Source organism: Streptomyces sp. NBC_01431 (assembly GCF_036231355.1).
Classification (GTDB): domain Bacteria; phylum Actinomycetota; class Actinomycetes; order Streptomycetales; family Streptomycetaceae; genus Streptomyces.
The window spans coordinates 3,401,369-3,421,206 of record NZ_CP109496.1 but is presented as its reverse complement, the minus strand read 5'-3'; the positions used below and the strand labels follow the sequence as shown (position 1 = coordinate 3,421,206).

Annotated in this window: 22 protein-coding genes and 4 tRNA genes; 18 read left to right on the top strand and 8 right to left on the bottom strand. The window is 69.8% G+C overall.

What is annotated here, in order from left to right; genetic code table 11:
- Positions 1-17 precede the first annotated feature (17 nt).
- The 3 genes from OG522_RS15650 to OG522_RS15640 form a co-directional block, all read right to left on the bottom strand.
- Complete coding sequence (locus OG522_RS15650; protein ID WP_329463586.1) at positions 18-686, bottom strand: alpha-ketoglutarate-dependent dioxygenase AlkB family protein; 669 nt, start codon at positions 684-686, stop codon at positions 18-20.
- A complete protein-coding gene (locus tag OG522_RS15645; RefSeq protein WP_329463585.1) occupies positions 683-1,207 on the bottom strand; it encodes a methylated-DNA--[protein]-cysteine S-methyltransferase in 525 nt (174 codons plus the stop codon). Before OG522_RS15645 ends, OG522_RS15650 begins: the two co-directional genes overlap by 4 nt.
- Positions 1,208-1,337: 130 nt before the next feature.
- Complete coding sequence (locus OG522_RS15640; protein ID WP_329463584.1) at positions 1,338-1,826, bottom strand: YajQ family cyclic di-GMP-binding protein; 489 nt, start codon at positions 1,824-1,826, stop codon at positions 1,338-1,340.
- 227 nt (positions 1,827-2,053) lie between these two features.
- Here OG522_RS15640 and OG522_RS15635 point away from each other — a divergent pair.
- Positions 2,054-2,135: transfer RNA gene (locus OG522_RS15635), tRNA-Tyr, on the top strand.
- 317 nt (positions 2,136-2,452) lie between these two features.
- Here the strand turns inward: OG522_RS15635 and OG522_RS15630 are convergent.
- Together OG522_RS15630 and OG522_RS15625 are read right to left on the bottom strand one after the other, a co-directional pair.
- Complete coding sequence (locus tag OG522_RS15630; RefSeq protein ID WP_329463583.1) at positions 2,453-3,109, bottom strand: SDR family oxidoreductase; 657 nt, start codon at positions 3,107-3,109, stop codon at positions 2,453-2,455.
- A 191-nt stretch (positions 3,110-3,300) separates the two neighbouring features.
- Entirely contained in the window at positions 3,301-4,572 is a 1,272-nt protein-coding gene (locus OG522_RS15625) for an amidohydrolase family protein (RefSeq protein WP_329463582.1), read from the bottom strand.
- Between the two features lie 229 nt (positions 4,573-4,801).
- Between OG522_RS15625 and OG522_RS15620 the strand changes: the two genes are divergently transcribed.
- The 8 genes from OG522_RS15620 to OG522_RS15585 all read left to right on the top strand — a co-directional run bounded on the left by OG522_RS15620 (position 4,802) and on the right by OG522_RS15585 (position 10,004).
- A tRNA-Thr gene (locus tag OG522_RS15620) sits at positions 4,802-4,874 on the top strand.
- 44 nt (positions 4,875-4,918) lie between these two features.
- Positions 4,919-4,991: transfer RNA gene (locus OG522_RS15615), tRNA-Met, on the top strand.
- An 88-nt stretch (positions 4,992-5,079) separates the two neighbouring features.
- Positions 5,080-5,244, top strand: a complete 165-nt coding sequence (rpmG, locus tag OG522_RS15610; protein ID WP_003956487.1) for a 50S ribosomal protein L33 — start codon at positions 5,080-5,082, stop codon at positions 5,242-5,244.
- A gap of 162 nt (positions 5,245-5,406) precedes the next feature.
- Positions 5,407-5,859 carry a MaoC family dehydratase N-terminal domain-containing protein gene (locus tag OG522_RS15605; RefSeq protein ID WP_329463581.1) on the top strand — a complete coding sequence of 151 codons (453 nt, stop codon included), beginning with the start codon at positions 5,407-5,409 and terminating at the stop codon, positions 5,857-5,859.
- 5 nt (positions 5,860-5,864) lie between these two features.
- Entirely contained in the window at positions 5,865-6,299 is a 435-nt protein-coding gene (locus OG522_RS15600; protein ID WP_329463580.1) for a MaoC family dehydratase, read from the top strand.
- A 167-nt stretch (positions 6,300-6,466) separates the two neighbouring features.
- Positions 6,467-7,042 carry a TetR/AcrR family transcriptional regulator gene (locus OG522_RS15595; RefSeq protein ID WP_329463579.1) on the top strand — a complete coding sequence of 192 codons (576 nt, stop codon included), beginning with the start codon at positions 6,467-6,469 and terminating at the stop codon, positions 7,040-7,042.
- A gap of 96 nt (positions 7,043-7,138) precedes the next feature.
- Positions 7,139-8,638 carry an MFS transporter gene (locus OG522_RS15590; protein ID WP_329463578.1) on the top strand — a complete coding sequence of 500 codons (1,500 nt, stop codon included), beginning with the start codon at positions 7,139-7,141 and terminating at the stop codon, positions 8,636-8,638.
- A gap of 310 nt (positions 8,639-8,948) precedes the next feature.
- On the top strand, positions 8,949-10,004 hold the full coding sequence (locus tag OG522_RS15585; protein ID WP_443074706.1) for a UDP-N-acetylmuramate dehydrogenase: 1,056 nt from the start codon (positions 8,949-8,951) through the stop codon (positions 10,002-10,004).
- A gap of 26 nt (positions 10,005-10,030) precedes the next feature.
- Here the strand turns inward: OG522_RS15585 and OG522_RS15580 are convergent, their stop codons facing one another.
- Complete coding sequence (locus OG522_RS15580) at positions 10,031-10,663, bottom strand: NAD(P)-dependent oxidoreductase (RefSeq protein WP_329463577.1); 633 nt, start codon at positions 10,661-10,663, stop codon at positions 10,031-10,033.
- Between the two features lie 119 nt (positions 10,664-10,782).
- Between OG522_RS15580 and OG522_RS15575 the strand changes: the two genes are divergently transcribed.
- Positions 10,783-11,379 carry a TetR/AcrR family transcriptional regulator gene (locus OG522_RS15575; protein ID WP_329463576.1) on the top strand — a complete coding sequence of 199 codons (597 nt, stop codon included), beginning with the start codon at positions 10,783-10,785 and terminating at the stop codon, positions 11,377-11,379.
- A gap of 175 nt (positions 11,380-11,554) precedes the next feature.
- Here OG522_RS15575 and OG522_RS15570 read toward each other — a convergent pair whose 3' ends face one another.
- Both OG522_RS15570 and OG522_RS15565 read right to left on the bottom strand, forming a co-directional pair.
- Positions 11,555-12,574 carry an adenosine deaminase gene (locus OG522_RS15570; RefSeq protein ID WP_329463575.1) on the bottom strand — a complete coding sequence of 340 codons (1,020 nt, stop codon included), beginning with the start codon at positions 12,572-12,574 and terminating at the stop codon, positions 11,555-11,557.
- Between the two features lie 131 nt (positions 12,575-12,705).
- Positions 12,706-13,944: a pyridoxal phosphate-dependent aminotransferase gene (locus tag OG522_RS15565; RefSeq protein WP_329463574.1), complete on the bottom strand. Its 1,239-nt coding sequence runs from the start codon at positions 13,942-13,944 to the stop codon at positions 12,706-12,708.
- Between the two features lie 224 nt (positions 13,945-14,168).
- Between OG522_RS15565 and OG522_RS15560 the strand changes: the two genes are divergently transcribed.
- The 8 genes from OG522_RS15560 to rplL all read left to right on the top strand — a co-directional run bounded on the left by OG522_RS15560 (position 14,169) and on the right by rplL (position 19,459).
- Positions 14,169-14,241 (top strand) — tRNA-Trp (locus tag OG522_RS15560).
- A gap of 106 nt (positions 14,242-14,347) precedes the next feature.
- Entirely contained in the window at positions 14,348-14,644 is a 297-nt protein-coding gene (secE, locus tag OG522_RS15555) for a preprotein translocase subunit SecE (protein ID WP_329463573.1), read from the top strand.
- Between the two features lie 74 nt (positions 14,645-14,718).
- Positions 14,719-15,636, top strand: a complete 918-nt coding sequence (gene nusG, locus OG522_RS15550; RefSeq protein WP_329463572.1) for a transcription termination/antitermination protein NusG — start codon at positions 14,719-14,721, stop codon at positions 15,634-15,636.
- 167 nt (positions 15,637-15,803) lie between these two features.
- A complete protein-coding gene (gene rplK, locus OG522_RS15545; RefSeq protein ID WP_053731185.1) occupies positions 15,804-16,238 on the top strand; it encodes a 50S ribosomal protein L11 in 435 nt (144 codons plus the stop codon).
- A gap of 89 nt (positions 16,239-16,327) precedes the next feature.
- Complete coding sequence (rplA, locus tag OG522_RS15540) at positions 16,328-17,050, top strand: 50S ribosomal protein L1 (protein WP_329463571.1); 723 nt, start codon at positions 16,328-16,330, stop codon at positions 17,048-17,050.
- 161 nt (positions 17,051-17,211) lie between these two features.
- Positions 17,212-18,135, top strand: coding sequence for a hypothetical protein (locus OG522_RS15535; RefSeq protein ID WP_329463570.1), 924 nt, complete (start codon positions 17,212-17,214; stop codon positions 18,133-18,135).
- A gap of 296 nt (positions 18,136-18,431) precedes the next feature.
- Positions 18,432-18,962, top strand: coding sequence for a 50S ribosomal protein L10 (gene rplJ / locus OG522_RS15530; RefSeq protein WP_328310989.1), 531 nt, complete (start codon positions 18,432-18,434; stop codon positions 18,960-18,962).
- Between the two features lie 113 nt (positions 18,963-19,075).
- Positions 19,076-19,459 (top strand): 50S ribosomal protein L7/L12, encoded by a 384-nt coding sequence (rplL, locus tag OG522_RS15525; RefSeq protein ID WP_329463569.1) that lies wholly within the window; start codon positions 19,076-19,078, stop codon positions 19,457-19,459.
- Positions 19,460-19,838: the final 379 nt, after the last annotated feature.

Below are 19,838 nucleotides of genomic sequence, written 5' to 3'. Positions count from 1 at the left end.
GCGGTAGTTGGAGCGCCTCACCCGGCAAGGCCGGTCTCGCGGAGGGTGATGTTGAGCCGTCCGCCGGCCAGACCGGTCGCCGGGTCGCCCGTCCCCGGCAGGACCTTGGGGACGCCGTGATACGCGAACCGTGACGGCCCGCCGAAGACGAACAGGTCGCCCGAGACCAACTCCATGTCCGTATAAGGGCGCCCACGGCCCTCGGTGTTGCCGAAGCGGAAGACGCAGCTTTCGCCGATGCTGAGCGAGACCACGGGCGCGCCGGACCGCTCGTCCTTGTCCTGGTGCAGGCCCATCGCGGCGGAGCCGTCGTAGAAGTTGATGAGCGCGGTGTCGGGGGAGTAGCCCGCCCCGGCCGTGCCGCCGTACGCCGCGGTCACCGCGGCGCGGCCCAACTCACCCAGCCAGTCGGGGAATTCGGCGACGGGGAGCCCGTTCACATCGTCCGCGGTGCGGGTGTACCGGTAGGGCTGCCAGTGCCACCCCACGCACACCGTCCGCACGGACATGACGCCGCCGTTGGGCAGCACCGTGCGGCGGATCGGTACGGGTCCGCGCGCCCACTCCCGGCAGGCGGCGACGAGCTCCCGCTGCCGGTCCAACGAGAGCCAGCCCGGCACATGGACCGCCCCCGGCGCGACCTCGGTCCGGGCCGGCCGGGGCAGCCGGAACAGCCCCTCGCTCATGGCGCCGTGTGAGGGCTCAGGGCGCCTTCGAGCCCCAGCAGCGCTTCCTTGCGCTCAAGCCCGCCGGCGTACCCCTTCAGGGAGCCGTCGGAGCCGATCACGCGGTGGCAGGGCCGGACCACGAGCAGCGGGTTCCGCCCGATCGCGGTGCCCACGGCCCGCACCTTCACGGAGGAGGCGCCGATCCGCCGGGCGATCTCACCGTACGAGACCGTCGTCCCGTATTCGATCGCGTCCAGCTCGGCCCAGACCTGGCGCTGGAAGTCGGTGCCGGGCGCGTCGGCCGCGTACTCGATGTCGAAACGGGTCAGCTCACCGGCGAAGTACGCCCCCAGCTGCGCGCCGATCCCCGCGAACGCCCCGGGCGCGCGCCGCCACCCGTCCCTGACAACGGCGCCGCCCTTCTGGCCGGGCACGGACAAGGACACCAGCGCGGTCCCGCCCGGCGCGCTCGCCGACTCCACACCCACGAGCAGGAGCTCGCCAAGCGGGCTGTCGAAGGCCGCATGGACAGTCGTCATCGCACGTTCCTTTCCTTGTGTACGACATCGAGTCTGCGGCCCCCGACGGCTGAGCGCTGGCGGAAATCGGACAGGGCGTCCGGGCCCGGCGCCGATCGGTGCGAAAGGCTCAGCGGTGGTTCACAAACGATCAGCGGTAGTTCACGAACTGCAGCGCGAAGTCGAAGTCCTTGCCCTTGAGCAGCGCCTGCACGGCCTGGAGGTCGTCCCGGCTCTTCGAGGAGACACGCAGCTCGTCGCCCTGGACCTGCGCCTTGACGCCCTTGGGGCCCTCGTCGCGGATGGCCTTGGCGACCTTCTTGGCGTTGTCCTGGGAGATGCCCTCCTCGATGGAGGCGAAGATCTTGTACTCCTTACCGGAGAGCTGCGGCTCACCCGCGTCCAGCGACTTCAGGGAGATGCCCCGCTTGATCAGCTTGCTCTCGAAGATGTCGAGGATCGCCTTGACCCGCTCCTCGCCGTTCGCCTGCATCAGGATCTTCTCGCCGGACCACGCGATCGAGGCGTCGGTGCCCTTGAAGTCGTAACGCTGCGAGATCTCCTTCGCGGCCTGGTTGAGGGCGTTGTCGACCTCCTGCCGCTCGACCTTCGAGACGATGTCGAAACTGGAGTCGGCCATGTCCTGTGGCTCCTTGGATCGGGTGCGTGTCGGAGTGCGCGCGAGGCGTGAACCGCGCGCGCTGGTGCCCGGCCCCACTGCCGAACCACCGCCGTAAAGCCTAGCCACCCGCACCCCCGGACCGCGCTGATCAATGGGGTGGCGAAGCACCCCTGGGCATCGGGTATCGTTTACGTCGTTGCCACGGAGCACCGCCGAAAGGCGGAAATCCAGCGGCGACATCCCATGGCGGTGTGCCCGAGTGGCCAATGGGAACGGACTGTAAATCCGTCGGCTCTGCCTACCCAGGTTCGAATCCTGGCGCCGCCACACTGGGTGAAACCCCTGGTGATCCGTAGAAATGCGGATCACCAGGGGTTTCTTCGTTGTCGGGCGGTGTACCTGGCGTTGCCGCCCGCCCGCCTCGCCGCCAGGCCAGGACGGCCAGGGCAGACCAATGCGCCGGATGTGGCGCTGAGGACGACGCCGGACGGTTCCGCTCGGTTGGCCGCGCCTTCCCGGGGTGCTGCCGGCCAGTGCGCCGCCAGGTGGCCCCCTGCGCGGGGAGGACTTGCGTAGATCTTCGAGTCTGGTCCGAGAATCCAACTCGGGCCTTGCCAGGGCGACTTGACCCCCTGGCGGTTGCCTCAGTTCCCCGCCACGCCCTTCACCGCGACCGCCACCGGCGCCGAGCCCGTGATCAGTTCCAGGGTCAGGCCCGCGGTCGCCGGGGTGTCCAGGAGTTCGGCCAGGACCGCCGCCACGTCGTCGCGCGGGATGGCGCCCCGGCCCGTCGAAGCGGCCAGCGAGACCAGGCCCTTGCCGGCGTCGTTGGTCAGCATTCCGGGGCGCAGGACCGTCCAGTCGAGTGAGGTGCGGGCGCGTACGGCCTCGTCGGCGGCGCCCTTCGCCCTCAGATAGGCGTCGAAGACCTCGTCGCCCCGGTGGGTCGGGTCCGCGCCCATCGACGACACGATGACGTAGCGGCGTACGCCCGCCCGTTCCGCGGCGTCCGCGAACAGGACGGCCGCCGCCCGGTCCACCGACTCCTTGCGGGCGGCGTCGCTGCCCGGCCCCGCGCCCGCCGCGAACACCACCGCGTCCGCGCCACGGAGCACCTCGGCGACGGCGTCCACCGTCGCCGACTCCAGATCGAGGACCACCGGCTCCGCTCCGGCCTTCCGCAGGTCGTCCGCCTGTTCCGGCTTGCGGATGATGCCCGCCACCTCGTCGCCGCGCGCGGCGAGCAGACGCTCCAGCCGCAGCGCGATCTGACCATGACCTCCAGCGATGACAATGCGCATGGTCACGACGGTAACCGGAGATCCCGCCACCCGCCGGTGGAGCGGCCGATCTTCGCCGCGATGGGGTGCACGGCTTCACCCGCCCGGGGCCGGTGGGGCTTCCCGCACGCGGGACGTGCCGCCGATCTTCGCCGCGGCGGGGTGCACGGCTTCACCCACCCGAGGCCGGTGGGGCTGAGCGAGACGCCCCCTCAGCCCCGATCACCCCGTCCGCCGTCCGCGCGCCCCTGTCTCGGGAGGTCCAGGGCCACCGCCGCCGCCGAGTCGCAGTACTCGCGCACCGCGCTCGTGCGGGCCACCACTCTGCCGCGGTGGATGACGATCCGGCTGTACGCGAGGGACAGGATGCCCGCGATGCGTTCGCCGCGTACCGCGAGGAGTTCGGCGGGGAAGCCGGCCTCCACGCGGACCTCCGGGAGGCCCATCGTCTCGCGGGCCACCGTGCTCACCGACGCGTACGCGTCCTCGGGGCGCATGCCTGCCTGGGAGGCGAGGAGGAACGCGGCCTCCAATGGGTCGCCCCGGCCCACCGGGTTGGAGACATCGCGCAACGCGCCGCTCCCGGCGGCCAGTCGGGCACCTGCTGCCCTCAACAGACGTACGGGCGCGGTTCCTTGACGATCCATCATGGCGCAGCCGCCCTGCGGCAGGCAGACCACCGTCACTCCCGCCGTGGCGAGTTGGTCGGCCGCGCGGGCCGCCGTGTCGCGCGGCAGGCGGGACAGGCCGCCGCACGGACCGACCGCGACGCCGGGGCGCATCCCGCCCGACATCGCCGCGAGACGGGACAGGCGCGCGGGGTCGGTGCCGTCGGTGTGGAGGTCGACCGCGCAGCCGTGTTCGGCGGCGAGTTCCATCACGGCTTCTGCGTAGCCGGCCGGATCGGGGTCCAGATCGGGGCAGCCGCCCACCACCGACGCGCCCATTTTCAACGCGTCCCGCAGCATGGCCAGGCCGTCCGCACCGGCCACCCCGGTCAGCAGCCGCGGCACGGCGACCACCGCCAGCTCGGTGAGGCCGCGCAGGGAGCGGCGGGTCTGGAGCACCGCCTCCAGCGGATCGAGCCCGCTCACCTCGTCGATGCGTACGTGCGAACGCAGCGCCGTGGCGCCGTGCCCGAGCTGGAGCAGCGCGGCCTCGGTGGCCCGGCGCTGGACCTCCTCGACGGCGTACGAGACCGGCCCCTCCGCGCTGAAGGCGGTGAGCGCGGTGTCGCTGTGGGCGTGCGGCTCGGCGGGGGCGGGCAGCAGCAGGAAGCCGTTCAGGTCGACGCGGGAGGAGCCGTGCGCGGTGAGGCTGCCCGCGGTGCCGACGGCCTCGATCCGGCCGCCGCCGAGCCGGACGTCCACGGTGCGGCCGTCGGCGAGCCGGGCGCCGCACAGCAGCAGGGAGGAGGCGGCCCCGGCGTCGGGACCTTCGCCGGTGCCGGGGGAGTGGGCCGGCTGCTGGTGGCTGTCGGACATCGCGCTCCTGATCGGGCTCGGGTGATCGGGCCCGGGGCCAAGATCACGCAGCGTGAGGTGAGCCTAGGGGCGCTCACCCCGCGCATCGAGGAGGAGCGGAATAGTCGTACCGGCGTGGCCCTGAGTGGCCTACGGGACAGGTGGGGCGGGGCCCCTGGAGGCGGCCCGGTGGGCGGTGCGAAACGGATTTGGGCGATCGGCGAGGGACCGTGTAATGTCTTCATCGCTCGCCCCAATAGCTCAGTCGGTAGAGCGTCTCCATGGTAAGGAGAAGGTCTACGGTTCGATTCCGTATTGGGGCTCTGGTGCGGAAGCCCTCACCTTCGGGTGAGGGACTCCGTGTCAAAGCGGTGTAGCTCAGTCGGTAGAGCAAGCGGCTCATAATCGCTGTGTCACCGGTTCAAGTCCGGTCACCGCTACACACGGTAGCCGATTGTGGGGTCGGTCCTTCGATCGGCTACTCTTTTATGCGTTCATCCGTCAACCCGTCCGTCAAGGAGCACTCACGTGGCTGCCACCGACGTCCGCCCGAAGATCACGCTGGCCTGCGTGGAGTGCAAGGAGCGGAACTACATCACCAAGAAGAACCGGCGTAACAACCCGGACCGTCTTGAGATGAAGAAGCACTGCCCGCGCTGCAACTCGCACACCGCGCACCGCGAGACCCGTTAATTACGGCGTCTGGCACTCAGGCTCGTTCGAGAGGCCGTTCCCCACACCGGGGAGCGGCCTCTCGGCGTTGATACGGCCACTCCGTACGACCAGTTCCAGGAACGGCCGTACGACTAGATTCGGTGCGAGAACCCACCCCCATTCGCAGGAGGTAGCCAGCCGATGGCGCTCGATCAGTCCTTCGTGGGGCGGACCTATCCGCCCACCGCTCCGTACGAGGTCGGCCGGGAGAAGATTCGCGAGTTCGCCGTGGCGGTCGGGGACGACAACCCCGCCTACACCGACCCCGAGGCGGCCAAGGCGCTCGGCCACACCGATGTGATCGCGCCGCCGACCTTCGTGTTCGCGATCACGTTCGCGGCGGCGGGGCAGGTCATCGAGGACCCGCAGCTCGGTCTGGACTACAGCCGGGTCGTGCACGGCGACCAGAAGTTCGCGTACACCCGGCCCGTCCGCGCGGGTGACCGGCTGACGGTGGCCTCGACCATCGAGGCGATCAAGTCCCTCGCGGGCAACGACATCCTGGACATCCGGGGCGAGGTCCACGACGAGGCCGGCGAACACGTCGTGACCGCGTGGACCAAGCTGGTGTCCCGAGCGGCAGAGGGGGCGTGAGGCGGATGACCGCGAAGATCCGTTACGAGGACGTCGAGACCGGCACCGAACTGCCGGCCCGGTCCTTCCCCGTCAGCCGTGCCACGCTCGTCCGGTACGCGGGCGCCTCCGGCGACTTCAACCCGATCCACTGGAACGAGAAGTTCGCGAAGGAGGTCGGGCTGCCCGACGTCATCGCGCACGGCATGTTCACGATGGCGGAGGCGGCGCGTGTGGTCACTGACTGGGCCGGCGACCCGGGCGCGGTGGCCGAGTACGGCGTGCGCTTCACCAAGCCGGTCGTCGTCCCCAACGACGAGACCGGGGCACTGATCGAGGTCAGTGCGAAGGTGGCGGCGAAACTGGACGACGAGGCGCGCACGGTACGCGTCGACATCACCGCGATGAGCGCGGGCCAGAAGGTGCTCGGCATGGCGCGAGCGGTGGTCCGGCTGGCGTGAGGCCAGTGGCTCCGGAGGCCCCCGCTTCCGGAGCCTTGCGGGCGGGTCCCGGTTGCCTCCTCCCCGCCTCCGGGGCCGTGCGGGTGAGGCTGGTCGCCCCCTACCGCTCCGGTCTGTCCCGTACCGCCCGTTGACTTACTTAGTGATTGGCCACTAACTTATCCTCCATGGTCAGGATGAGTGCAGAGGAGCGGCGCGAGAGCGTCATCCGCGCGGCGATGGTCGAATTCGCCCGTGGCGGCTATCACGGCACCTCCACCGAGGCGATCGCCAAGCGGGTGGGCGTCTCGCAGCCGTACCTCTTCCGCCTGTTCCCGAACAAGCAGGCCATCTTCCTCGCCGCCTCCGGCCGCTGCATCGAGGAGACCGTCGCGGTCTTCCGGGAAGCGGCGCACGGGCTGGAGGGCGAGGAGGCGCTGCGCGCCATGAGCGCGGCCTACCAGGCGCTCATCGCCGAGGACCGGGACAAGCTGCTCATGCAGATGCAGACCTATGTGGCCGTGGCCTCCGCGGAGGCGGCCGGGGACCACGAGTTCGGCGTGGCCGTCCGGGCCGGGTGGATGGAGTTGTACGACGCGATCCATCTGGCCCTCGGCGCCGACGTGGCCGAGACCACGACGTTTCTGGCGTACGGAATGCTCATCAACACCTTTGTGGCGCTGGGGTTTTCGGCCGAGGACCGGGTGTGGACGGGCTTCTACGAATCGGCCCAGCCGAAGCAGCCGGACCCCCGCAAGGCCTGAACCGGCGGGCGGGGCCCGCGCTTTTGCGTGGCCGCTGAAGTTAGTCATCAATAACTAATCACGAACCGATCCATCCCGAGATCTCCAGGGGGAGCGATGTCCGAGCGGTCTGAACAGCCGAACCACGAGCACCATGAGCACCACGAGCAGGACAAGCACCATGAGCACCACGGCACAGGGCCCCGGCGCGCAGGTGCGGTCTGGGCGCTGGTCATCACCAGCGTCGCCGGCTTCATGGCGGCCCTCGACAACCTCGTCGTCACCACCGCGCTCCCCTCCATCCGCCAGGATCTGGGCGGGGCGCTGGACGACCTCGAATGGACGGTGAGCGCGTACACCCTCACCTTCGCGGTGCTGCTGATGTTCGGCGCGGCGCTGGGGGACCGGTTCGGGCGGCGCAGGCTCTTCATCACCGGGCTGACGATCTTCACCGGGGCCTCGGCCGCCGCGGCGCTCGCGCCCGGGATCAACGGCCTGATCGCGGCCCGCGCGATACAGGGGGTCGGCGCCGCGATCATGATGCCGCTGACGCTCACCCTGCTCACCGCGGCCGTGCCCGCCGCCAAGCGCGGGATGATGTACGGGATCTGGGGCGCGGTCAACGGACTCGCGGTGGCCTCGGGACCGCTGATCGGCGGCAGCCTGACCGAGCACGTGTCCTGGCAGTGGATCTTCTGGCTGAACGTTCCGCTCGGCCTGGTCGTGCTTCCGCTGGCCCGCCTCCGCCTCGCCGAGTCGTACGGCACCGGTGCGCCGCTCGACATCACCGGCACCCTGCTCGCCAGCGGCGGCCTCTTCGGAATCGTGTACGCGCTGATCCGCGGCAACCCCGACGGCTGGACCAGCCCGACCGTGCTCACCGGCCTGATCGCGGGAGCCGCCCTCCTCGCGGCCTTCGTACGCCACGGCATGCGCAGTGCCGACCCGATGCTGCCGATGCGGCTGTTCCGCAGCCGGGCGTTCTCCGCGATCAACGCGGCGAGCCTGCTGATGTTCGTCGGGATGTTCGGCTCGATCTTCCTGCTCAGCCAGTTCCTGCAGAACGTCATCGGCTACTCGCCCACCGAGGCGGGACTGCGGATGCTGCCCTGGACCGGGATGCCGATGATCGCCGCGCCCATCGCGGGTTACCTCTCCGACCGGATCGGCGGCCGGCCGGTCGTCGCGACGGGCCTCGCGCTCCAGGCACTCGGCCTCGCCTGGTTCGCAGTGATCATCTCGCCCGACGTGTCGTACGGGGCCCAGCTCCCGGCGCTCGTCATCAGCGGCATCGGCATGGGGCTGTACTTCGCGCCGGCGGCCAACCTGGTGATGTCCAGCGTGCGGCCCTCCGAGCAGGGCATCGCCTCCGGCGCGAACAACGCGCTGCGGGAGGTCGGCGGCGCGCTCGGCATCGCCGTGCTGGCCTCGGTCTTCTCCGCGCAGGGCGGATACGGGTCGGCGCAGGCCTTCGTCGACGGCCTCGGCCCGGCGCTGTGGGTGGGCGCGGGGGTGGTCGCGGTGGCGGCCATCGCCGCGGCGCTGCTCCCGGGGCGCGCGACCCGGGACCGCTCGGGGGAGCGGGCCCCGGCGGAGGTGGCGGAACTGGTGGGCTGAACGCTCGCCCGTGCCGAGTTCCTGTCCGTCCCTGGCGAATCCCCGCCCGCCCCTAACGGGTCCCGGCCCGTCCCTGGCGAATCCCGCCCGGCATCCCCGTCCGTCCTTGCCGAATCCCCGCCTGCCCCTGGCGAATCCCCGTCCGGTCCTGGCGAATCTCCGGGCCGGGCGGGGATGCGCCAGTGGGCCCAAGTCCGCCGAGGTGTGCCACCTCGTGGACACCCCGGCACCAGCTCGGCGTGAACCCCTCCACCGCCACCGGCCGCAGGGCTGCGCGGCCCCGCTCGGACGCCCCCGTACGCTGGACCCCGTGCAGGAACTTCACGACGCCCCCCTCGCCCCCCTGACCACCCTCCGCCTCGGCGGCCCGGCGGACCGGCTGGTGACGGCCACCACCGACGCCGAGGTGATCGACGCCGTACGCGAGGCCGACGACAGCGGCACCCCGCTGCTCGTCATCGGCGGCGGCAGCAACCTGCTCATCGGGGACAAGGGCTTCGCCGGTACCGCACTGCGCATCGCCACCCGCGGGTTCGAGCTCGACGGGACCCGCCTGGAGCTCGCCGCGGGCGAGGTGTGGAGCGAGGCCGTCGCCAGGAGCGTCGAGGCCGGACTGGCCGGCATCGAGTGCCTCGCCGGCATCCCCGGCTCGGCCGGCGCCACCCCGATCCAGAACGTCGGGGCGTACGGCCAGGAAGTCTCCAGCACCATCACCCACGTCGTCGCCTACGACCGCCACAGCCGCACCAAGGTCACCATCCCCGGCGCCGAATGCGACTTCTCGTACCGGCACAGCCGGTTCAAGCAGCACCCCGACCGCTACGTCGTGCTGCGCGTCGTCTTCGAGCTTGAGGACGCCGGGGGCCTCTCCGCGCCGGTCAAGTACGCCGAGACCGCCCGCACGCTCGGCGTGCGGCCCGGCGACCGGGTGCCCGCCACGATGGCCCGCGAGACTGTTCTGAAGCTGCGTGCGGGCAAGGGCATGGTGCTCGACCCCGAGGACCACGACACCTGGTCGGCGGGCTCGTTCTTCACCAACCCGATCCTGCCCAACGAGGCGTACGAGGCCTTCCTCGCCCGCGCTCAGGAGCACCTCGGCGCCGAGGTCACGCCCCCCGCTTGGCCGGTGGGCGCCGACCGCACCAAGACCTCCGCCGCCTGGCTGATCGACAAGGCAGGCTTCACCAAGGGGTACGGAAGCGGCCCGGCGCGCATCTCCACGAAGCACACCCTCGCCCTCACCAACCGCGGCGGCGCCACCACCGAGGACCTGCTGGCCCTGGCCCGCGAAGTGGTCGCGGGCGTCGAGCAGGCCTTCGGAGTGACCCTGGTGAACGAGCCGGTGGCGGTTGGCGTGGAGATCTAGCCCCCGCGAAAACGCTTCCCCGGCCCTCAGTAGGCCACCCCCACGCCCTGCTTGACCGTCGCCGGGTTGTCGACGAACGCCAGCATCGCGTGGGCCACGTCCGCCCGCGAGATCAGCCGCCCACTGCGCGGATTCGCGCCGACGGTGACCCGGTACGCCCCGGTCAGCGGCTTGTCGAGCAGCCGGGGCGGACGCACCGACGTCCAGTCGGTCGCGCTGCGCGCCAGTTCCTGCTCCATGACGCGCAGGTCGTCGTAGACGCCCTTGAGCAGCGCGCCGATCGCGGACAGCATGAGGCGGTCGACGAGCGGCTGCCCCTCGGGCTCCGGCCCCAGCGGCGCCGCGCTCACGACGATCAGCCGCCGGGTCCCCTCCGCCTCCATCGCGGCGATCACCGACCGCGTGAGCCGGGCCGCGACCCCCGCGTCCGAGCGCTTGCGGGCGCCGAGCCCGGACAGGACGGCGTGCCTCCCGGCGACCGCGGCGCGCAGTGATTCGGGGTCGGTCAGATCGGCCCGGAAGACCTGGAGGCCGGTGCCGGTCACCGTGAACCTCGCGGGGTCGCGCACGACCGCCGTCACCTCGTGACCGGAAGCCAGCGCCTGCTTGACGATTTCCTGGCCGATGCCTCCTGTGGCACCGAAAACCGTGAGCTTCATCGCGTCACCCTCCTAGGGCGGTAAGTGGCCGAGAAAAGGTGGGTGAGTATTCACTCACCACGCCTCCCCACTAGAGTGAGTAAATACTTACCCACTCGTCAAGCCCCGTTGGAGCACACATGCAGTTGCCGCCGGCCCGGGTCCGCATCGTCGACGCGGCACACGAGCTCATGCACACCATTGGACTCGCGCGGGCCACGACCAAAGAGATCGCGAAGGCCGCGGGCTGCTCGGAGGCCGCGCTCTACAAGCACTTCGCGAGCAAGGAGGACCTGTTCGTGAAGGTCCTCAACGAGCGGCTGCCCCAACTGGGCCCGCTGGTGTCGCGGCTGGCCGCCGAGCCGGGGGAGGGCTCGGTCGAGGAGAACCTGACCGAGATCGCCCGCCAGGCCGCGCTGTTCTACGCGGAGAGCTTCCCGATCGCAGCGTCCCTTTACGCGGATCCCCAGCTCAAACGCCGCCACGACGACGCCCTGCGCGAACTCGGCTCGGGCCCGCACGTGCCGATCGAGGGCGTCGACGCGTATCTCCGGGCGGAGCAGCGGGCCGGGCGGATCGCCTCGGGCGCCGACACGTATGCGGCGGCGTCGTTGCTGCTCGGGGCCTGTGCGCTGCGGGCGTTCGCGTACGACATGACGGAGACCGGCCAGCCTCCCCAGCCGCTGCCGGAATTCGCGCTGGCCACGGCGCGGGCGGTCCTGCGCGGAATCGCCTAGGCGCACGTCGGGGCTGTGGCTGCGGGGCGCTGGTTGTGCGGCGGCTCGGCTGCCGGGCGGGCCTTGCGGAGCTCAGGTTGTCCGGTCGGTTCGGCTGCGGGCCGTGCGGGGCGCTTGTTGCCCGGCGGGATCGGCTGCGGGCCGTGCGGGGCTGGTCGCGCAGTTCCCCGCGCCCCTAAGGGGTCAGCCATCCCTCTACGCCTGCCAGCAGCTTCTCCCGGACCTCCGGGGGTGCGGCCGAGGCGCGGATCGACTGGCGGGCCAGTTCGGCAAGCTCGGTGTCGCCGAACCCGTGGCGCTGGCGCGCGATCTCGTACTGGTCGGCGAGTCGTGACCCGAAGAGCAGCGGGTCGTCCGCGCCCAGCGCCATCGGGACGCCCGCGTCGTACAGCACCCGAAGCGGCACGTCCTCGTGCTTGTCGTACACGCCGAGGGCGACGTTGGACGCGGGGCAGACCTCGCAGGTGACGCCCTGGTCGGCCAGGCGGCGCAGCAGCCGGGGGTCCTCGGCGGCACGCACCCCGTGCCCGACCCGCAGCGCGTGCAGATCGTCCAGGCAGTCCCGTACCGACGAGGGCCCGGCCAGTTCGCCACCGTGCGGGGCCGCGAGCAGGCCGCCCTCGCGGGCGATCGCGAAGGCGCGGTCGAAGTCCCTTGCCATGCCCCGGCGTTCGTCGTTGGAGAGCCCGAAGCCGACCACGCCCCGATCGGCGTAGCGGACCGCGAGGCGGGCCAGCGTGCGCGCGTCGAGTGGGTGCTTCATCCGGTTCGCGGCGACCACGACGCGCATGCCGAGCCCGGTCTCGCGCGACGCGGAGTCGACCGCGTCCAGGATGATCTCCAGGGCCGGAATCAGGCCGCCGAGCAGCGGGGCGTACGACGTCGGGTCGACCTGGATCTCCAGCCAACCGGAACCGTCCCGGACGTCCTCCTCGGCGGCCTCGCGCACCAGGCGCTGAATGTCCTCGGGGGCGCGCAGACAGGACCGGGCCGTGTCGTACAGGCGCTGGAAGCGGAACCAGCCGCGCTCGTCGGTGGCCCGCAGCTTCGGCGGCTCGGCGCCGGTCAGCGCGTCGGGCAGCCGCACACCGTACTTGTCGGCGAGCTCCAGCAGGGTGGTGGGCCGCATCGACCCGGTGAAGTGCAGGTGCAGATGGGCCTTCGGCAGATCTCGTACGTCGCGAACGTGCTCCATCCCAAGATCCTGCCGCACGTCCCCACTGCACCGGTAGGGCTTTCCCTGAAGGTGGTCTCGCTCGTACACAGAAACGGGACAGGGGCACCTCCGATTTCCCGGACGTGCCCCTGCCGTGAGCGGAGCGGACCTCAGTCCTTGGCCTCCGCAAGCAGCTGCTGGATGCGCGAGACACCCTCGACCAGGTCCTCGTCGCCCAGGGCGTACGAGAGGCGCAGGTAGCCCGGCGTGCCGAAGGCCTCGCCGGGGACGACCGCGACCTCGGCCTCGTCCAGGATCAGCGCGGCGAGCTCCGTCGAGGTCTGCGGGCGCTTGCCGCGGATCTCCTTGCCGAGCAGGCCCTTCACCGAGGGGTAGGCGTAGAAGGCGCCCTCGGGGGTGGGGCAGATCACGCCGTCGATCTCGCTCAGCATCCGCACCATGGTCCGGCGGCGCCGGTCGAAGGCCTCGCGCATCGCCGCGACCGCGTCCAGGTTCCCGGAGACGGCGGCCAGCGCGGCGATCTGCGCGACGTTGGAGACGTTCGACGTGGCGTGCGACTGGAGGTTGGTCGCGGCCTTCACCACGTCCTTCGGGCCGATGATCCACCCGACCCGCCAGCCGGTCATCGCGAAGGTCTTGGCGACACCGTTGACCACGATGCACTTGTCGCGCAGCGCGGGCACGATCGCGGGCAGCGAGGTGAACGCCGCGTCGCCGTACACGAGGTGCTCGTAGATCTCGTCCGTCATCACCCACAGGCCGTGCTCGACGGCCCAGCGCCCGATCGCCTCGGCGTCGGCCTCGCTGTAGACGGCGCCGGTCGGGTTGGACGGGGAGACGAAGAGCACGACCTTCGTACGCTCCGTGCGCGCCGCCTCCAGCTGCTCCACCGAGACCCGGTACCCGGTCGTCTCGTCGGCCACGACCTCGACCGGGACACCGCCCGCGAGCCGGATCGACTCGGGGTAGGTCGTCCAGTACGGGGCCGGGACGATGACCTCGTCACCCGGGTCGAGGATCGCCGCGAAGGCCTCGTAGATCGCCTGCTTGCCGCCGTTGGTCACCAGGACCTGCGAGGCGTCGACCTCGTAGCCGGAGTCGCGCAGCGTCTTCGCGGCGATCGCGGCCTTCAGCTCGGGCAGTCCGCCGGCCGGCGTGTAGCGGTGGTACTTCGGGTTGCGGCAGGCCTCGACGGCGGCATCGACGATGTAGTCGGGCGTCGGGAAGTCGGGCTCGCCCGCGCCGAAGCCGATCACCGGACGCCCGGCGGCCTTGAGGGCCTTGGCCTTGGCGTCGACGGCGAGGGTCGCGGACTCGGAGATGGCGCCGATGCGCGCGGAGACCCGGCGCTCGGTGGGGGAGGAAGGCGGGGGAGTTGCAGCGCTCATGCGGGCCATGCTCGCAGACCTCGAACGCCGGGAGCATCCGCGTTCCACGGACCGGTCAGCATGTGGACACGCGTCCGAGCGGCCACCGGCAGAGGTGGTGCGGACGGGGTGCGGGACCGTTCGGGAGCAAGCTGTTCGACGCCGGGCCTCTGACCACGTACACTCACTGGCTGTTGGCCCTCACCGACCACATCGTTTGATGCGGTAGGTTGGGGGAACCACAAAGGGTCGTAGCTCAATTGGTAGAGCACTGGTCTCCAAAACCAGCGGTTGGGGGTTCAAGTCCCTCCGGCCCTGCTACACACACCTTCGCCAGGATGTGTGCGCATGTACGTACTTCAATGCACCGCCGTGCGGCTCCACCGGGCGCGGCACGGCCATGACCCGGAATCAGGTGAGTAGCGTGACGGACGCCGTGGGCTCCATCGACATGCCTGATGCCCAGGACGAGGCAGCGGAGTCCAAGGATTCGAAGAAGAAGGCCCGCAAGGGCGGTAAGCGCGGAAAGAAGGGCCCTCTGGGCCGTCTCGCGCTCTTCTACCGGCAGGTTGTCGCCGAACTCCGTAAAGTTGTCTGGCCGACACGCAGCCAGCTGACGACGTACACCAGCGTAGTGATCGTGTTCGTTGTCATCATGATTGGCATCGTGACGTTGATTGACTCCGGCTTCCAGCAGGTAGTCAAGTACGTCTTCGGCTGATCAGCGAAGGGCGCCCACAACGGCGCCCCTTTCGCATGTTCCACCCCATCTGTAGCCAGGAAGAAGCAGCCACCGTGTCTGACCCGAACCTGAACGACGCCATCGAGTCGGTCGAGTCCGTCGAGGACGAGCTCGAGATCATCGAGGCGGCCGACGAGGACGAGGCCGAGGCTGCCGACGCCGCTGCGGGCGAAGCGGCCGAAGAGGCTGCCCTGCACGTCGACTCCGATGACGACTCCGCCGAGCCCGCCGACGAGGCCGAGCTCGAAGCCGCCGACGCCGAGGCCTCCGACGAGGACGAGGACGCCGAGTCGGACGAGCCCGCCGAGGCCACCGACGCCGCCGAGGAAGAGGCCGCGGAGCCCGCCGCTCCGGTCGACCCGGTCGAGGCCCTGCGCCAGGAGCTCCGCTTCCTGCCCGGCGAGTGGTACGTCATCCACACGTACGCCGGTTACGAGAAGCGTGTGAAGGCCAACCTCGAACAGCGCGCCGTCTCGCTGAACGTCGAGGAGTTCATCTACCAGGCCGAGGTCCCCGAAGAGGAGATCGTCCAGATCAAGAACGGCGAGCGCAAGAACGTCCGGCAGAACAAGCTGCCCGGTTACGTTCTCGTCCGCATGGATCTGACGAACGAGTCGTGGGGCGTCGTCCGCAACACCCCCGGTGTCACCGGTTTCGTGGGCAACGCCTACGACCCGTACCCGCTGACCCTGGACGAGATCGTCAAGATGCTCGCCCCGGAGGCCGAGGAGAAGGCAGCCCGTGAGGCTGCCGAGGCCGAGGGCAAGCCGGCACCGCAGCGCAAGGTCGAGGTCCAGGTCCTGGACTTCGAGGTGGGCGACTCGGTCACCGTCACCGACGGCCCGTTCGCGACGCTGCAGGCGACCATCAACGAGATCAACGCCGACTCGAAGAAGGTCAAGGGCCTCGTCGAGATCTTCGGCCGCGAGACCCCGGTCGAGCTCAGCTTCGACCAGATCCAGAAGAACTAGCGGCTTCTGGAACCCAGCACTTCCGAGCAGGTCAGAGAGGCTCTCGCAGCCCCTCTGACCTGCTCGGTTTTTAGCCGCGCAGCTATACCCGTTATCGTTGTGCGGTATGCCTCCATCCGGTTGATCGGATGCAGGCGGTTCACTCTCACTAGGACCCGGAGAGAGCAATGCCTCCCAAGAAGAAGAAGGTCACGGGGCTTATCAAGCTCCAGATCAACGCCGGTGCGGCGAACCCGGCCCCGCCGGTCGGCCCCGCGCTCGGCCAGCACGGCGTCAACATCATGGAGTTCTGCAAGGCCTACAACGCCGCGACCGAGTCGCAGCGTGGCTGGGTGATCCCGGTGGAGATCACGGTCTACGAAGACCGCTCCTTCACCTTCATCACCAAGACTCCGCCGGCCGCGAAGATGATCCTCAAGGCCGCTGGTGTCGAGAAGGGCTCCGGCGAGCCGCACAAGACCAAGGTCGCGAAGATCACCGAGGCCCAGGTCCGCGAGATCGCCACGACGAAGCTCGCCGACCTGAACGCCAACGACCTGGACGCCGCGTCGAAGATCATCGCCGGCACCGCCCGTTCCATGGGCATCACGGTCGAGGGCTGATCTCAGCTCACCCCCGTTTGACCTCCAGTGGTAGGGCCATGCGCTGGCCCGCACCACGACTCCATGCCTGAACCAACACAGGAGCTGAAGTGAAGCGCAGCAAGACTCTCCGCGCTGCGGACGCCAAGATCGACGCGGACAAGCTGTACGCGCCGCTCGAGGCGGTCCGTCTCGCCAAGGAGACCTCCACGACCAAGTTCGACGGCACCGTCGAGGTCGCCTTCCGCCTGGGTGTCGACCCGCGCAAGGCCGACCAGATGGTCCGTGGCACCGTGAACCTCCCGCACGGCACCGGTAAGACCGCCCGGGTCCTGGTCTTCGCGACCGGTGACCGTGCCGAGGCCGCGCTTGCCGCGGGCGCCGACATCGTCGGCTCCGACGAGCTCATCGACGAGGTTTCGAAGGGCCGTCTGGACTTCGACGCCGTCGTCGCCACCCCGGACCTCATGGGCAAGGTCGGCCGCCTCGGCCGCGTGCTCGGTCCCCGTGGTCTGATGCCGAACCCGAAGACCGGCACGGTCACCCCCGACGTCGCCAAGGCCGTCGAGGAGATCAAGGGCGGCAAGATCGAGTTCCGCGTCGACAAGCACTCGAACCTGCACTTCATCATCGGCAAGGTGTCCTTCGACGACACCAAGCTGGTGGAGAACTACGGTGCGGCTCTGGAGGAGATCCTCCGTCTGAAGCCGTCCGCCGCCAAGGGCCGGTACATCAAGAAGGCGACCATCACCACCACGATGGGCCCCGGTATCTCGCTCGACTCCAACCGCACCCGCAACCTCCTCGTCGAGGAGGACCCGGCCGCCGTCTGATCCCACCGATCACCGGCAGTCGCGGGTTCGCGTACTGAGCTGTACTGAGACCGGCCCCCGCACCTCGACAGAGGAGCGGGGGCCGGTTTTTCTGTGTCCGCTGTCAGTGGGCTGAGTTACGGTTGCGGGAGTTTGCGTCGGATTGATCAAGGGGTGGGGTCATGAGCAGGTCGGTCGAGCGCGCCGGAATCTCCCTGGCGGCGGTGGCGGTACTGGTGGCGGGGGCCGCCGGGTGCCAGAGCGGGGGCGACGCCAAGAAGTCCGCCGAAGCGCCGAAGAAGGACGCCGGGATGTCGAGCCCCAAGGACGCCCGCACGGCGCTCCAGGCGGCGTACAAGAAGACCTCGGCGGCCAAGTCGGCGAAGGTCACCATGAAGATGTCGATCCCGGGGGCGGGGGCCGCGGGCGCGGGCGACATGGAGATGTCCGGCGTCCAGTCGTGGGACCCGGCCGCGCTGGACCTGACCCTGAGCGGTGCCGCCTTCAAGACCGCGCCGGACGCACCGGCCAAGCTGCACATGATCCAGCTCGACGGTGTCTCGTACACGGACGTGGGTGCCGCCGCGGCCAAGGACATGGACGGCAAGCGCTGGATGAAGATGGACCTCGGCGCCCTGGCCAAGGCGGGCGGTGGTGCGGTGTCGCCCCAGGCGATGACCGGCGGCGCGGAGAAGCAGGACCCGGCCCAGCAGCTCGCCCTGCTGACGGACTCGCCGAACGTGAAGCACCTCGGTACCGAGCAGATCGACGGCGCCCCGGCGGAGCACTACAAGGGCACCCTGACGCTGGACGAGATGGTGGCGAGCAACCAGAACCTGGACGGCATGCCCGCCCAGGACCGCCAGAAGCTCGTCGACGGCATGAAGCAGGCCGGCATCCAGGGGTACGACACCGAGCTCTGGCTCAACAAGGACGGCTACCCGGTGCGGATGAACGTCGGCATCAACAGCTCCAACGGCCAGATCACCATGAGCGCGCACTACTCGGACTACGGCACCAAGGTCGCCGTCAGTGCGCCGCCGGCGTCGGAGACCTTCGACTTCGCCGACATGATGAAGGGCCGCGGCACGGGCGACAACGCCTGACGGGCCCGTCGTCGTCCACCCCCGAACGAGCAACCCGTATGGGCGGATTTGCTTGACACGGACGACGTACCGTACGCTTCCCCAGAAGCCAAAGACCGCTGGTCGTTGCCGTGCCTTCATTCGAAGGGGCGGTGGCCGAAGGATCCGCTCAATGCGGACGACCCGCGCAGGTGACCGTGGAAAGCTCCCGGGATTCGTTCCGGTCGAGCTACGCCCCGTGCGCCTGCGCCGGGGCGTTTCGTATTGTTCAGCCCCTTCTGAGCGGTCCTCATCACCCGGAAGGAGGCCGACGCTCTATGGCAAGGCCCGACAAGGCTGCCGCGGTAGCCGAGCTCGCGGACCAGTTCCGCAGCTCGAACGCCGCCGTGCTGACCGAGTACCGGGGTCTCACCGTGGCGCAGCTCAAGACGCTGCGTCGTTCGCTCGGTGAGAACGCCCAGTACGCCGTGGTGAAGAACACGCTGACCAAGATTGCGGCCAACGAGGCCGGGATCACTTCGCTGGACGACCAGTTCACTGGTCCGACGGCGGTTGCCTTCATCACCGGTGACCCGGTGGAGTCGGCGAAGGGTCTTCGTGACTTCGCCAAGGAGAACCCGAACCTGATCATCAAGGGCGGTGTCCTTGATGGCAAGGCGCTGTCCGCCGATGAGATCAAGAAGCTTGCGGACCTCGAGTCCCGCGAGGTTCTGCTCAGCAAGCTGGCCGGCGCGTTCAAGGGCAAGCAGTCCCAGGCTGCCTCGCTCTTCCAGGCGCTGCCGTCGAAGTTCGTCCGCACCGCGGAAGCGCTTCGCGTCAAGCTCGCCGAGCAGGGCGGTGCCGAGTAACTCGGCTCGCGCATTGATCGCGGCCCACTAGGGACGCGGTCGCAGCGGGCCGAACGTACGCCCGCCTACATGTACATCCGGCACCCGCCGAATTAGTGGAAGGATCGCCCATCATGGCGAAGCTCAGCCAGGAAGACCTGCTCGCCCAGTTCGAGGAGATGACCCTCATCGAGCTCTCCGAGTTCGTGAAGGCCTTCGAGGAGAAGTTCGACGTCACCGCCGCCGCGGCCGTCGCCGTTGCCGGCCCCGCCGCCGGTGGCCCGGCCGCCGAGGCCGTCGAGGAGCAGGACGAGTTCGACGTCATCCTCACCGGTGCCGGCGAGAAGAAGATCCAGGTCATCAAGGTCGTGCGTGAGCTGACCTCCCTGGGTCTGAAGGAGGCCAAGGACCTCGTGGACGGCGCCCCGAAGCCCGTTCTCGAGAAGGTCGCCAAGGACGCCGCCGAGAAGGCCGCCGAGTCCCTCAAGGGCGCCGGCGCCTCCGTCGAGGTCAAGTAACACCTCGCGGGTCCTTCGGACCCGCACCCGTCTCGCAGGCGCGCTCGCGCGCCGCTGGACACTGCCAAGGGCGATCACCCATCCGGGTGGTCGCCCTTCGGCGTGCCCGCGGTGGCTGCCTTGCGCGCGGCCCGTCGGGGGTATGGTGATCTTCGCCGTCTGCTCGGCGATGACGCAGGTACGCGCCCACGACGACTCCCGCGGCGATCTCCGGGGAGCGGAGGGGTCTTGACGAACCGCACGCAGCGCGCAATTCTCAGGACGCGTCGTCACAACGATCCGGATCCGAGGCATGGATCGACGGCGAAGAGGGCAGTACTAATCTGCGTCTGCGCGGCGCACGGCTGACCGAGGTACCGAGGTACTTGAGAAGAGCAAT

Coding starts and splice junctions, on each gene's coding strand:
- OG522_RS15650 (WP_329463586.1), bottom strand. CDS start 686: ATGAGCGAGGGGCTGTTCCGGCTGCCCCGGCCGGCCCGGACCGAGGTC.
- OG522_RS15645 (WP_329463585.1), bottom strand. CDS start 1,207: ATGACGACTGTCCATGCGGCCTTCGACAGCCCGCTTGGCGAGCTCCTG.
- OG522_RS15640 (WP_329463584.1), bottom strand. CDS start 1,826: ATGGCCGACTCCAGTTTCGACATCGTCTCGAAGGTCGAGCGGCAGGAG.
- OG522_RS15630 (WP_329463583.1), bottom strand. CDS start 3,109: ATGCGCATTGTCATCGCTGGAGGTCATGGTCAGATCGCGCTGCGGCTG.
- OG522_RS15625 (WP_329463582.1), bottom strand. CDS start 4,572: ATGTCCGACAGCCACCAGCAGCCGGCCCACTCCCCCGGCACCGGCGAA.
- OG522_RS15605 (WP_329463581.1), top strand. CDS start 5,407: ATGGCGCTCGATCAGTCCTTCGTGGGGCGGACCTATCCGCCCACCGCT.
- OG522_RS15600 (WP_329463580.1), top strand. CDS start 5,865: ATGACCGCGAAGATCCGTTACGAGGACGTCGAGACCGGCACCGAACTG.
- OG522_RS15595 (WP_329463579.1), top strand. CDS start 6,467: ATGGTCAGGATGAGTGCAGAGGAGCGGCGCGAGAGCGTCATCCGCGCG.
- OG522_RS15590 (WP_329463578.1), top strand. CDS start 7,139: ATGTCCGAGCGGTCTGAACAGCCGAACCACGAGCACCATGAGCACCAC.
- OG522_RS15580 (WP_329463577.1), bottom strand. CDS start 10,663: ATGAAGCTCACGGTTTTCGGTGCCACAGGAGGCATCGGCCAGGAAATC.
- OG522_RS15575 (WP_329463576.1), top strand. CDS start 10,783: ATGCAGTTGCCGCCGGCCCGGGTCCGCATCGTCGACGCGGCACACGAG.
- OG522_RS15570 (WP_329463575.1), bottom strand. CDS start 12,574: ATGGAGCACGTTCGCGACGTACGAGATCTGCCGAAGGCCCATCTGCAC.
- OG522_RS15565 (WP_329463574.1), bottom strand. CDS start 13,944: ATGAGCGCTGCAACTCCCCCGCCTTCCTCCCCCACCGAGCGCCGGGTC.
- rplK (WP_053731185.1), top strand. CDS start 15,804: ATGCCTCCCAAGAAGAAGAAGGTCACGGGGCTTATCAAGCTCCAGATC.
- OG522_RS15535 (WP_329463570.1), top strand. CDS start 17,212: ATGAGCAGGTCGGTCGAGCGCGCCGGAATCTCCCTGGCGGCGGTGGCG.
- rplJ (WP_328310989.1), top strand. CDS start 18,432: ATGGCAAGGCCCGACAAGGCTGCCGCGGTAGCCGAGCTCGCGGACCAG.
- rplL (WP_329463569.1), top strand. CDS start 19,076: ATGGCGAAGCTCAGCCAGGAAGACCTGCTCGCCCAGTTCGAGGAGATG.